Raw genomic sequence first — 12618 nt, forward strand, 5'->3', positions numbered from 1 at the left:
GGTGACCCCGGCCACGGCGCGCCGCGACCTACCCTGGACCTCGTGACCGCCACCCTCGAGCCGACGTCGACGGCGCTGCCGCCGCTGCGGCTCGGGTCGCTGACGGTGGACCCCGCGGTGGTCCTCGCGCCGATGGCCGGCATCACCAACCCCGCGTTCCGGACGCTGTGCCGCGAGTTCGGGGCCGGCCTCTACGTCTGCGAGATGATCACCACGCGGGCGCTGGTCGAGCGCAACGAGAAGACGCTGCGGATGGTCCGGGCCACGCGCGAGGAGGCGGCGGGCGGGTTCTCCGTGCAGCTCTACGGCGTCGACCCGGCCACCGTGGGGCGGGCCGTGGAGATGCTCGTCGACGAGCAGGTCGCCGGCGTCCGCCCGGCGCACGTCGACCTCAACTTCGGCTGCCCGGTGCCCAAGGTGACCCGCAAGGGCGGCGGCTCGGCGCTGCCGTGGCGGCGGGTGCTCCTCCGCGACATCGTGCGTTCCGCCGTCCGCGCGGCGCGGGACGTCCCGGTGACGGTCAAGACCCGCATCGGCATCGACGCCGACCACGTCACCTACCTCGACGCCGGCCGGATCGCCCAGGACGAGGGCGCCGCCGCGATCACCCTGCACGGGCGCACCGCCGACCAGCTCTACAGCGGCACCGCCGACTGGACGCCGATCGCCCGCCTGGTCGAGACCGTCGGCATCCCGGTGCTGGGCAACGGCGACGTCTGGGAGGCCGACGACGCGCTGCGGCTGGTCCGCGAGACCGGGTGCGCCGGCGTCGTCATCGGCCGCGGCTGCCTGGGCCGGCCGTGGCTGTTCGGCGACCTGGCCGCCGCCTTCGCCGGGGAGTCGCGGCGGGCGCTGCCGACGCTGCGCGAGGTCGCCGCGGTCATGCACCGGCACGCGCAGCTGCTGTCGGCCGAGCAGGGCGAGCTGCACGGCTGCACCGACTTCCGCAAGCACGTCGCCTGGTACCTCAAGGGCTTCTCGGTCGGCTCCGACGTGCGCCGCGCGCTGGCGATGGTGAGCTCGCTCGACGAGCTGGCCGGCCTGCTCGACCGGATCGAGGACCAGCCCTACCCGACGGCGGTCCTCGGCGGGCCCCGCGGGCGCACCAGCAGCCCGCGGCCGGTGGCGCTGCCCGAGGGCTGGCTCGACGACCGCGACGACCCGCGCCCCCCGGCGGGCGCCGAGCTGGAGACGAGCGGCGGATGAGCGGGCCCTACCTGTACGACGAGGGTCCGGAGGCGCTGCACACCGGCAAGCCGCGCACCCGCAACGGGTTCATCGTCGCGATGCTGGGCGGCACGGCCGCGGTCGCGGTGGCCGCCGTGGTGGCGCTGCCCCTGGTCAAGGGCTCGGCCGAGGACCAGGCCCGCGAGGTGGTCGGCGTCTACCTCGCCGCGCTGGAGGCCGGCGACACCGAGACCGCCGGCGAGCTGCTGTGCGAGGCCGAGCGCGACCGCGCGGAGGAGCAGGGCGTCGAGGCCGGGGAGCGGGCACTCGGGTACGCACCGCTCGGCACCGGTGAGGTCGCCGGCGTGCAGCCCGGCGAGCTCGACGGGCAGGACGCGCAGGAGGTCCGCGTCCGCTGGGCGGACGGCGACGGGAGTGCCGAGACGACGGTGACCGTCGTCCTCGAGGACGGCCCGCGCGTCTGCGGCAGCACGCCCGCGGGCTGACGACGGGGCGCGCTGCGAGGCGCGGCGGGATCCCTTCCCGCCCCGGAGGGTGGCTGCCACCATGTGCGCCGCCCGTCCGGAGGTCCGGCCGGGCCCGTCGAGAGGAACGACGTTGTCGCAGCCGCCCTACCAGCCCGCGCAGTACACGCCCGCCGGGCCGTACGCCCCCTACCCGCCGGTGCCGGCGCCCGCCGCCGCCCCGGCCGTGCCCCAGCCCGCCGCGCCCACCCAGGTGGTCCACCCCGGCCAGGTGCAGCTGCCGCCCCGGCCGCAGTACGCGCCGACGCCGCAGCAGGCCGCGCGGCTGCCGCAGGGCACGCTCGCCAGCGGCTTCCCGAACTACCGCTCGCCGGCCCCCTCGCCGGTCAACCGCACCGGCCTCTACGTCGGCATCCTCGTCTGCCTGCTGACCATCGCCTTCGCCGTCGTCGGGTTCGCCCTCGTCGCCTGACGGGGCCCCGGCGCCGGTGGCGGCGTCGGGACGGGTGCGGGGGGACGTCTGGTTGGTGTCCACTGCCCCCAGCACGTCCTGATCCGCGACCCGACGAGGAGCCCCGGTCATGAAGAAGCTGATCAACGACCCCGCGGACGTCGTCCCCGAGGCGCTCGCCGGCATCGAGGCCGCGCACCCCGACCTGCGGGTGGACCACGCCAACAAGGTCGTCCACCGGGCGGACCTGCCGCGCCCGGGCAAGGTCGGCCTGGTGTCCGGCGGCGGCTCGGGGCACGAGCCGCTGCACGGCGGCTTCGTCGGGCTCGGCATGCTCGACGCGGCGTGCGCCGGCGAGGTGTTCACCTCGCCCGTGCCCGACCAGGTGCTGGCCGCGACCAAGCTCGCCGACAGCGGAGCCGGCGTCCTGCACGTGGTGAAGAACTACACCGGCGACGTCATGAACTTCGAGATGGCCGCCGAGCTCGCGGAGTCCGAGACCGGCTCGCGCGTGGTGTCGGTCGTGACCGACGACGACGTCGCCGTCCAGGACAGCACCTGGACGGCCGGCCGTCGCGGGGTCGGCGTGACGGTGCTGCTGGAGAAGATCGCCGGCGCGGCGGCCGAGCAGGGCCGGTCCCTCGACGAGGTCGCCGAGGTGGCCCGCCGGGTCGAGGCGAACGGTCGGAGCATGGGCGTGGCGCTGACCAGCTGCACGGTGCCGGCCGTGGGCCACCCGACGTTCGAGCTGGGCGAGGACGAGATGGAGCTCGGCGTCGGCATCCACGGCGAGCCCGGACGCGAGCGGGTGCCGCTCGCGCCGGCGCGCGACATCGCGGCCATGCTCGTCGAGCCGGTCCTGGCCGACCTGCCGTTCGGCCGAGGGGACCGGGTGCTCTGCTTCCTCAACGGGCTCGGCGGCACCCCGCTCATCGAGCTGTACGTGCTCTACAACGAGGTCCACCGCATCCTCACCGGCTCCGGCATCGACGTCGCCCGGTCCCTGGTGGGGCCCTACATCACCTCACTGGACATGGCCGGCAGCTCCGTCACCCTCCTGCGGGTCGACGACGAGCTCCTGTCGCTGTGGGACGCCCCCGTGCGCACCCCCGCGCTGCGGTGGGGGGTCTGAGCGGTGGGGCAGGTGTCGACCGACGACCTCCTCGCCTGGGTCCGGGCCTTCGCGCGCCTGGTGGCGGAGCACCGGGACGCACTCACCGAGCTCGACGCCGCCATCGGCGACGCCGACCACGGCGCCAACATGCACCGCGGGACGACGGCGGCCCTCGCCGCCGTCGACGGTGCGGTCCCCGCCTCGCCCGGGGCGCTGGCCAAGAAGGTCGGCACGACGCTGGTGTCCACGGTCGGCGGCGCCAGCGGACCGCTGTACGGCACCTTCTTCCTGCGCCTCGGCACCGCCCTCGGGGACGCGGCGACCGCGGCCCCCGCCGACGTGGCCGCCGCCCTGCGCGCCGGCGTGGAGGGCGTCGTCACCCGCGGGCGCGCCGAGGCCGGGGACAAGACGATGGTCGACGCCCTGGCACCGGCGGTCGCCGCCTGCGAGGAGGCGCTGGCCGCCGGCCGCACCTGGGAGGAGGCCCTCGCGGCCGCCGCCGACGCGGCCGCGGCCGGCCGGGACGCCACCACGCCCCTGGTCGCCCGCAAGGGCCGGGCCAGCTACCTCGGCGAGCGCAGCGCCGGGCACCAGGACCCGGGCGCCACCAGCGCGGCCCTGCTGCTGGCCGCGGCCGCCGAGACCCTCGGCGGCCGCGGAGCCGGGGCACCGGACAGCCGGTGAGCGCACCGGGCGGGCCCGGCGGGTCCCGCGTCGGGATCGTCGTGGTGTCGCACAGCCGCGCGCTGGCCGAGGCCGCGGTCGGCCTGGCCGCGGAGATGCTCTCCGGGCAGGCGGTGCGCATCGCGGTCGCCGCCGGGCTGGACGAGACCACGTTCGGCACCGACGCCGTCCGGATCGCCGCCGCGGTCGAGGAGGTGGACGACGGCGACGGCGTCGTGGTGCTCATGGACCTGGGCAGCGCACTGCTCAGTGCCGAGATGGCGCTGGAGATGCTCGCCGACGACGTGCGCGAGCGCGTCGTCCTCTCCCCGGCGCCGCTGGTGGAGGGGCTGCTGGTGGCCTCGGTCGTCGCGGCCGGCGGCGCCGACCGGGCGGAGGTCGCCGCGGAGGCCCGGGCCGCGCTGCTCGCGAAGGACACGCACCTGGACGAGGCGCCGGTCCCGGAGCCCGGGCCTGCGGCCGGGGGCCACCTCACCGGCACCTTCGTGGTCGCCAACCGGCACGGCCTGCACGCCCGCCCCGCCGCCCGCCTGGTCGGCGAGGTGCGCCGGCTCGACGCCGACGTCACGGTGCGCAACCTGACCACCGGCGCCGGACCCGTGCCGGCCGGCAGCCTCAGCCGGGTGGCCACCCTCGGCGCACTGCACGGCCACGAGGTCGAGGTCGCCGCGGTCGGCCGCGAGGCCCGCGAGGCCGTGGACCGGGTGCTGGCGCTGGCGGCCCGCTCCTTCGACGAGGCGCCCGATCCCGCGGAGGAACCCGCGGGCACGGCGCCGTCGGCCGGACCGGTGGCGGCCTCGCCCGGCATCGCGATCGGCCCCGCCGCCCACCTCCGCGCCGCCTCCGTCCCGGTCGACGAGCGCCCCGCCGGGCCGCCGGAGCAGGAGCAGCGCCGGCTCGCCGACGCCCTCGCCGCCGTGCGGCAGGACGTGGCGCGCGCCCGCGACCGCACCGGCCCGGCGCAGGCCGGCGTCTTCGAGGCGCACCTGCTCCTGCTCGACGACGACGAGCTGACCGGCGCGGCGCGGGCGGGGATCGACGCCGGGACGTCGGCGCCCGGCGCCTGGGCGCGGGCGGTGGCGGCGCTCGAGTCGCAGTGGGCGGCCCTGCCCGACCCCTACCTGCGGGCACGCGCCGCCGACGTGCGCGCGGTGGGCGACCAGGTGCTGCGGGCGCTGGCCGGGGAGGCCCCCGACCGCGGCGTCGACGTCGACGGCGTCCTCGTCGCCGACGACCTCACCCCCGTCCGGGCCGGCGCCCTCGACCCGCGGCGGGTCCTCGGCGTCGCGCTGGCCGGGGGCAGCCCGACGTCGCACGCGGCCATCCTGGTGCGCTCCCTCGGCATCCCGGCCGTCGTCGCCGCCGGGTCCGGCCTGCTCGACGTCCCCGACGGCACGCCGCTGGTGGTCGACGGCACCGCGGGACGCCTGCTCGTCGACCCACCGGCGGCCGTCGTCGAGGAGTACCAGGCCCGCCGGCGCGAGCTCGCCGGCGAGCACGCGCGGGACGCCGCCGAGGCTCCCCGCGACGCGGTCACCCGGGACGGCCGGCGCGTGGAGGTCGGCGCGAACGTCGGGTCGGTGGCCGACGCCCGGGCCGCCGCGGCGGCCGGCGCCGACGGCGTGGGCCTGCTGCGCACCGAGGTCCTCTTCCTCGACCGCGACCGGCCCCCCACGGCCGAGGAGCAGGAGCAGGAGTACCGGGCGGTGCTCGACGCGCTCGCCGGGCGCCCGGTGACCATCCGCACGCTCGACGTCGGCGGGGACAAGCCCCTGCGCTACTGGCCGCAGGCGGCGGAGGCCAACCCGTTCCTCGGCGTCCGCGGTGTGCGCCTGTCGCTCACCCGGCCGGATCTCCTGGCGACCCAGCTCGCCGCCGTGTGCCGGGCCGCCCGGCACGGGCCGGTGCGGCTGATGTTCCCGATGGTCACCGTCGTCGAGGAGGTCCTCGCGGTGCGCCGGCTGCTCGCCGAGGCCGCCGCCCCCGGCCCGGTGCCGGACGGTCTGCGGGTCGGCGTCATGGTCGAGGTGCCGGCGGTCGCCCTGAACGTCGAGGCCTTCCTGCCCCACGTCGACTTCCTGAGCATCGGCACCAACGACCTCACCCAGTACACGCTGGCCGCCGAGCGGGGCCACCCGGCGCTGGCCGCCCTCGCCGACCCGCTCGACCCGGCCGTGCTGCGCCTGGTCGCCGAGACGGCGTCCCGCGCGGCCGGCCGGGCGTCGGTGTCGGTGTGCGGGGAGGTCGCCGCCGACCCCGCGGCCCTCCCCGTGCTCGTCGGCCTCGGCGTGCGGGAGCTCAGCGTCGCGCCGTCGGCGGTGGCCGGCGTCAAGGCCGCCGTCCGGCGGCTGGACTCCGGCGCGTGCGCCGGGCTGGCGCGGCGGTGCCTGGCCGCGGCCGGCGCGGCGGAGGTCCGCGCGCTGGTCCGCACCGCCTCCCCGGACGGCCCCTGAGCCCCGGTCCGCCCTGCCCCTGACGCGTGACGGGCTGGCGTGTCCTCCGCCGGTGGTCCACCATCACAGTCCTGCTCCGAGCGGACGTCTGAGACGTCTGCGCACACCGTCGTGATCGGAGCCCCCCGACGGACGAGCGCGGAGGTGCACGGTGGGCAACGGGACGACCTGGGTCTACGACTTCAGCGAGGGTTCCAAGGAGCAGAAGGACCTGCTCGGCGGCAAGGGCGCGAACCTCGCCGAGATGACCAACCTGGGCCTGCCGGTGCCGCCCGGGTTCACCATCACCACCGACGCCTGCCGCTTCTACCTGGAGCACGGCAGCACCCCGCCCGACCTCGCCGACCAGGTCACCGAGCACCTGACCGCGCTGGAGAAGGCGATGGGCAAGACCCTCGGCGACCCGTCGGACCCGCTGCTGGTGTCGGTCCGCTCCGGGGCCGCGGCGTCGATGCCCGGGATGATGGAGACCGTCCTCAACGTCGGCCTCAACGACGAGTCGGTGCAGGGCCTGGCCGCGCAGTCGGGCAGCGACCGCTTCGCCTGGGACTCCTACCGCCGGCTGATCCAGATGTTCGGCAAGACGGTGCTCGACATCGACGGCGAGCACTTCGAGCACGCCCTCGAGGAGGCCAAGCGCGAGCAGGGCACCGACCTCGACCTCGACCTCGACGCCGAGCACCTGCGCGACGTCGTCGACCGGTTCAAGGCGATCGTGCGCCAGCACACCGACCGGGACTTCCCGCAGGACCCGCGCGAGCAGATGGACCTGGCGATCAACGCCGTCTTCGACTCCTGGAACTCCCCGCGCGCGATCCTCTACCGCCGCCGCGAGCGCATCCCCAGCGACGCCGGCACCGCGGTCAACGTGTGCTCGATGGTCTTCGGCAACCTCGGCCCCGACTCCGGCACCGGCGTGGCGTTCACCCGCGACCCGGGCAGCGGCGAGCAGGGCGTGTACGGCGACTACCTGCAGAACGCGCAGGGCGAGGACGTCGTCGCCGGCATCCGCAACACCGTGCCGCTGACCGAGCTCGAGCGCATCGACGCCGGGGCCTACGGCGAGCTCCGGCAGATCATGAGCACGCTGGAGTCGCACTACCGCGACCTGTGCGACATCGAGTTCACCGTCGAGCGCGGCAAGCTGTGGATGCTGCAGACCCGCGTGGGCAAGCGGACGGCGGCCGCCGCCTTCCGCATCGCCACCCAGCTCGTCGACGAGGGCCTCATCGACCTCGACGAGGCGGTCCGGCGGGTCACCGGTGAGCAACTGGGCCAGCTGATGTTCCCGCGCTTCGTCTCCGGCGGGGACGCCACCCAGCTCACCCAGGGCATGAACGCCTCACCCGGCGCCGCCGTCGGCAGGGCGGTGTTCAGCTCGGAGACCGCCGTCCAGTGGGCCGACCGGGGGGAGAAGGTGGTCCTGGTCCGCCGGGAGACCAACCCCGACGACCTGTCCGGGATGATCGCCGCCCAGGGCGTGCTCACCAGCCGCGGCGGCAAGACCTCGCACGCCGCCGTCGTCGCCCGGGGCATGGGCAAGACCTGCGTCTGCGGCGCGGAGGAGCTGCAGGTCGACACCAAGCACCGGCGCTTCACCGCGCCCGGGGGCGTCACCGTCGAGGAGGGCGACGTCATCTCCATCGACGGGTCCACCGGCCGGGTGTGGCTCGGCGAGGTGCCGGTGGAGCCGTCGGCCGTCGTCCGCTACTTCGAGGGCGAGATCGACCCGGAGTCCGGCAGCGACGACGAGGCCGCCGACGACCTGGTGCGCAGCGTGCACCGGGTCCTGACCCACGCCGACGGCGCGCGGCGGCTGGACGTGCGCACCAACGCCGACACCCCCGAGGACTCCGCCCGCGCCCGGCGCTTCGGCGCCCGCGGCATCGGCCTGTGCCGCACCGAGCACATGTTCCTCGGCGACCGGCGGCAGCTGGTGGAGAAGCTGATCCTCGCCGAGACCGACGAGGACAAGCAGGCCGCGCTCGACGGGCTCGCGCCGCTGCAGGAGCAGGACTTCCGGGAGATCTTCGAGGCGATGGACGGGCTGCCGGTGACCGTGCGGCTGCTCGACCCGCCGCTGCACGAGTTCCTGCCCGACCTCACCGACCTGTCGGTGCGGGTGGCCGTCGCCGAGGCGCAGGGGCACCCCGACGAGGCCAACCTGCGGCTGCTGGCCGCCGTCCGCCGGCTGCACGAGCAGAACCCGATGCTCGGGCTGCGCGGCGTGCGCCTCGGCCTGGTGGTCAAGGGCCTGTTCGCCATGCAGGTGCGGGCCATCGCGCAGGCCGCCTGCGCGCGCAAGAGCGCCGGCGGCGACCCGCGACCGGAGATCATGATCCCGCTGGTCGGGGCGGTGCAGGAGCTCGAGGCCATCCGTGAGGAGTCCGAGCAGGTGCTCGCGGCGGTGTTCGAGGAGTGCGGCGTCGAGCTCGACGTGCTGATCGGCACGATGATCGAGGTGCCGCGCGCCGCGCTCACCGCCGCCGAGATCGCGCAGTCGGCCGAGTTCTTCTCCTTCGGCACCAACGACCTCACCCAGATGACCTGGGGCTTCTCCCGCGACGACGTCGAGGCCGCGTTCTTCCACGCCTACCTGGACAAGGGCATCTTCGGCGTCTCGCCGTTCGAGTCGCTGGACCGGCCCGGCGTCGGGCGGCTGGTGGAGGTCGCCACCGAGGAGGGCCGGTCGGCACGGCCGGACCTCAAGCTCGGCGTCTGCGGCGAGCACGGCGGCGACCCCGAGTCGGTGCACTTCTTCCACGAGGTGGGGCTGGACTACGTGTCCTGCTCGCCGTTCCGCGTGCCGGTGGCCCGCCTCGAGGCCGGCCGGGCGGCGCTCGGCGCGGACCGCGCCGGCTCCTGACCGGGGGATCCCCGGGTCGCCGGGGAACCCCTCGCGCCACGCCCGTCACAGCAACCACGGACGACAGGGGGCCCGTGTCATCCTCGATCGGTGACGTGGGCCGGGGCGCTGGTGGGTCGGGTGTTCGCCGCCGTCGTCCTCGCCGTGCTGCTGCTGGTGGCCTCCACCGCCGGGGGCATCTGGTGGACCGCGCGGCAGGACGCCCGGCCGTCGTCCGACGCGATCGTGGTGCTCGGGTCGGCGCAGTACAACGGCGTCCCGTCGTCGATCTTCGCGGCGCGGCTGGAGCACGCGCTGTCGCTGTGGGAGGACGGCGTCGCCCCGGTGGTGGTGACCGTCGGCGGCAAGGCGGCCGGTGACCAGTTCACCGAGGCCGACGCCGGCCGCGCCTACCTCCAGGACGCCGGCATCCCGGCCGGCTCGCTGCTGGCGGTGCCCGAGGGCGTGGACACCCTGGAGAGCATGCGGGCGGTGGGCGCGGCCTACGCCGAGCGCGGCTGGTCGACCGCCGTCCTGGTCACCGACCCCTGGCACGCCATGCGGGCCGAGCGGATGGCCGAGGACGCCGGGATGGCGGTCACCAGCTCGCCCACCCGCCAGGGGCCGGCGGTGCAGACGCGCACCACGCAGTTCCGCTACATCCTGCGGGAGACCGCGGCCTACCTCCTCTACCGGGCGACCGGCGAGAGCGTCGCCGGAGCGCCCGGGATCGGCTGAGGAGGCCGCGCGGACCTCGCGGTGTGGTGCCCGACCGCACCCCGCAGCGCGCGGTCGGGCACCACGGCGCGAGGTCGACGGCGGCCCGGCGACCGGTGGGGGACGGCCGCCGCTGCCGTCGTCGCGACGGGGGATGATCGGGGCGGGACGCGCACCGGCGCCCCGCGCAGCAGCACGACGGAGGGGGCTCATGGCCGGCCGGGGACGCATCCGAGCGGCGGACATCGCGCTGGTGCGCGAGCGCAGCCGGATCGACGAGGTGGTCGGCGAGCACCTGCAGCTCAAGCGGGCCGGGGGCGGCAGCCTCAAGGGCCTGTGCCCGTTCCACGACGAGAAGTCGCCGTCGTTCCACGTCACGCCGTCGAGGAACCTGTGGCACTGCTTCGGCTGCGGGGCCGGCGGCGACGTCATCGGGTTCGTGCAGCAGATCGACCACCTGAGCTTCACCGAGGCGGTCGAGCGACTGGCGGCGCGGGCGAACGTCGACCTGAAGTACGAGGACGACGGCGGCCGGCCCACCGGGGCGCCCGACCGCGCGCAGGCCGGGCAGCGGGCCCGGCTGGTGGCGGCCAACACCGCGGCGGCTGAGTTCTACGCCGAGCAGCTGCGCAGCCCCGAGGCGGCGCCGGCCCGGCAGTTCCTCGCCGACCGCGGCTTCGACCGGCAGGTCGCCGTCGACTTCGCCTGCGGCTTTGCCCCCGCCGGCTGGGACGCGCTGACCCGGCACCTGCGCGGCAGGGGCTACAGCCAGCAGGAGCTGGTGACCGCGGGGCTGGCCAAGGAGTCCTCGCGCGGCACGCTCATCGACCGCTTCCACCGCCGGCTGGTCTGGCCCATCCGCGACATCACCGGCGACGTCATCGGCTTCGGCGCCCGCAAGCTGATGGACGACGACCCCGGCCCGAAGTACCTCAACACCCCCGAGACGCCGCTGTACAAGAAGAGCAGCGTCCTCTACGGCATCGAGCGGGCCAAGCGCGACATCGCCCGGCGGCACCAGGCCGTCGTCGTCGAGGGCTACACCGACGTCATGGCCTGCCACCTCGCCGGGGTGACCACGGCGGTCGCCTCCTGCGGCACCGCGTTCGGCCCCGAGCACATCGGCGTGCTGCGCCGGCTGCTCATGGACCAGGACGAGTTCCGCGGGGAGGTCGTCTACACCTTCGACGGCGACGCCGCGGGCCAGGCCGCCGCGATGAAGACGTTCAAGGAGGACCAGCGCTTCGTCGCACAGACGTTCGTCGCCGTGGAGCCCGACGGCCGCGACCCCTGCGAGCTGCGGCAGGCGCACGGCGACGCCGCCGTCCGCGACCTGGTGGCCCGGCGGACGCCGCTGATCGAGTTCGTCCTGCGCACCACGCTGGCCGACTACGACCTGGACACCGTCGAGGGCCGGGTCGCCGCGCTCGACAAGACCGCGCCGCTGCTGGCGCAGGTCAAGGACCACGCGCTGGTCCCGGCCTACGCCCGCCGGCTGGCCGGCCTGATCGGCGACACCGACGAGGGCGAGGTGCTCGAGCGGATCCGGCGGATCACCGGCGGCGAGGTGGCCTCCTCCCGCTCGCGGCCACGGGTGCCGAAGCGGACGCCGGACGACGCCGCGGTGGCCGTCGAGCGCGAGGCGGTGAAGGCCGCGCTGCAGGTGCCCGAGGTCGCCGGGCCGTCGTTCGACGCCGTCCCGCCGGAGGCCTACACCGACCCCGACCACGCCGCCGTCGCCGCGGCCGTGGCCGGCGCCGGGGGAGCGGCGGCCGCGACCGTGACCGGGCCGGAGTGGCTCGACCAGGTGGCCGCGCACTGCGACCGGGAGACGGCGCGCGCGATGCTGACCGCGCTCGCCGTCGAGCCGCTGCGCTCGGTGGGGGAGGCCGACGCCGGCTACGTGACAGCGGTGCTGGCCCGGCTGGAGGAGATGCACACCAACCGGCAGGTGGCGGCCATCAAGGGCAAGCTGCAGCGGATGAACCCGGTCGAGCAGGGCGACGAGTACATGCGCCAGTTCACCCGGCTGATGGAGCTGGAGCAGAAGGCCATCTCGCTGCGCAAGCGGGCGATCGGCGGGCTGGGCGAGTGAGCCTCGCCTCGGCGCTGCGCCGTCGGTTCACCCGCCCGCCGGAGCCCGTGCGCGCCGTCGTCGCCGCCTCTCCCGACCCCGACGAGCGGGTGCTGGCGTGGGGTGAGCTGGTGCGGGGCCAGGGCTGGTTGGTGGCCACCAGCCGCGGGCTGCGATTGGTGCCCGCGGACCTGCCGCTGTCCGGGGCCGGTGAGGTCGGCGTGCTGCGCTGGCACGAGGTCGGGTCGGCGCGCTGGACGGCGACCAACGACGGCGGCGGCAGCTTCGCGGTGACCGCGCTGACCGAGGTCGAGCCGGGCGTGCAGGCGCGCGAGCCCGCGCAGCGGCACGCGCTCGCCGACGCCGGCGACCTGCCGGCCGTGGTGCGCCGCCGGGTCGACGACACGGTGGTCGCCAGCCAGCGCTCGCCGCTGCCCAACGGCGGCGGCGTGCTGCTCGTGGCGCGGCGGGTGCCCGGCCAGGCGGCGCGGGAGTGGACGGTGGTCTTCGACGACGACGCCCACCGCGGCGACCCGGAGATGCGCGAGATCGCCCGCCGCAAGCTCGCCGAGGCGGTCGCGGCCGACCAGCCGGACTGAGGCCGCCCCCTGGGCCCCGGTCCGGCTGC

The 12618-nt window shown here is 76.1% G+C and carries 10 protein-coding genes; all 10 read left to right on the top strand.

Going from position 1 to position 12618, the window contains the following annotated elements; genetic code table 11:
• Nucleotides 1-42 precede the first annotated feature (42 nt).
• The 10 genes from dusB (at nt 43) to BMZ33_RS17975 (ending at nt 12589) form a co-directional block, all read left to right on the top strand.
• Nucleotides 43-1206, top strand: a complete 1164-nt coding sequence (gene dusB, locus BMZ33_RS17930) for a tRNA dihydrouridine synthase DusB (RefSeq protein WP_091114008.1) — start codon at nt 43-45, stop codon at nt 1204-1206.
• Nucleotides 1203-1673: an Rv0361 family membrane protein gene (locus BMZ33_RS17935; protein WP_091114012.1), complete on the top strand. Its 471-nt coding sequence runs from the start codon at nt 1203-1205 to the stop codon at nt 1671-1673. Before dusB ends, BMZ33_RS17935 begins: the two co-directional genes overlap by 4 nt.
• 112 nt (nt 1674-1785) lie before the next feature.
• Nucleotides 1786-2124: a hypothetical protein gene (locus tag BMZ33_RS17940; RefSeq protein WP_091114015.1), complete on the top strand. Its 339-nt coding sequence runs from the start codon at nt 1786-1788 to the stop codon at nt 2122-2124.
• A 109-nt stretch (nt 2125-2233) separates the two neighbouring features.
• On the top strand, nt 2234-3235 hold the full coding sequence (gene dhaK, locus BMZ33_RS17945; protein ID WP_091114019.1) for a dihydroxyacetone kinase subunit DhaK: 1002 nt from the start codon (nt 2234-2236) through the stop codon (nt 3233-3235).
• 12 nt (nt 3236-3247) lie between these two features.
• Nucleotides 3248-3901: a dihydroxyacetone kinase subunit DhaL gene (dhaL, locus tag BMZ33_RS17950; RefSeq protein WP_091114469.1), complete on the top strand. Its 654-nt coding sequence runs from the start codon at nt 3248-3250 to the stop codon at nt 3899-3901.
• The gene (ptsP, locus tag BMZ33_RS17955; protein ID WP_169064517.1) at nt 3898-6354 is read left to right on the top strand and encodes a phosphoenolpyruvate--protein phosphotransferase; all 2457 of its coding nucleotides are present in this window, start codon (nt 3898-3900) and stop codon (nt 6352-6354) included. The genes dhaL and ptsP overlap by 4 nt, the downstream gene beginning before the upstream one ends.
• Before the next feature lie 151 nt (nt 6355-6505).
• Nucleotides 6506-9220, top strand: a complete 2715-nt coding sequence (gene ppdK, locus BMZ33_RS17960; RefSeq protein WP_091114022.1) for a pyruvate, phosphate dikinase — start codon at nt 6506-6508, stop codon at nt 9218-9220.
• 90 nt (nt 9221-9310) lie between these two features.
• Entirely contained in the window at nt 9311-9937 is a 627-nt protein-coding gene (locus BMZ33_RS17965) for a YdcF family protein (RefSeq protein ID WP_091114026.1), read from the top strand.
• A 190-nt stretch (nt 9938-10127) separates the two neighbouring features.
• On the top strand, nt 10128-12011 hold the full coding sequence (dnaG, locus tag BMZ33_RS17970; RefSeq protein WP_091114030.1) for a DNA primase: 1884 nt from the start codon (nt 10128-10130) through the stop codon (nt 12009-12011).
• Nucleotides 12008-12589 carry a hypothetical protein gene (locus BMZ33_RS17975; protein WP_091114033.1) on the top strand — a complete coding sequence of 194 codons (582 nt, stop codon included), beginning with the start codon at nt 12008-12010 and terminating at the stop codon, nt 12587-12589. Before dnaG ends, BMZ33_RS17975 begins: the two co-directional genes overlap by 4 nt.
• Nucleotides 12590-12618: the final 29 nt, after the last annotated feature.

The sequence above is a fragment of the Geodermatophilus dictyosporus genome, assembly GCF_900115505.1.
In the GTDB taxonomy this organism is placed as follows: Bacteria; Actinomycetota; Actinomycetes; order Mycobacteriales; family Geodermatophilaceae; genus Geodermatophilus; species Geodermatophilus dictyosporus.

Bases quoted from the DNA above. Each gene is read 5' to 3' on its own strand.
- BMZ33_RS17935 (WP_091114012.1), top strand. From the start codon at position 1,203: ATGAGCGGGCCCTACCTGTACGACGAGGGTCCGGAGGCGCTGCACACC.
- dhaK (WP_091114019.1), top strand. From the start codon at position 2,234: ATGAAGAAGCTGATCAACGACCCCGCGGACGTCGTCCCCGAGGCGCTC.
- dnaG (WP_091114030.1), top strand. From the start codon at position 10,128: ATGGCCGGCCGGGGACGCATCCGAGCGGCGGACATCGCGCTGGTGCGC.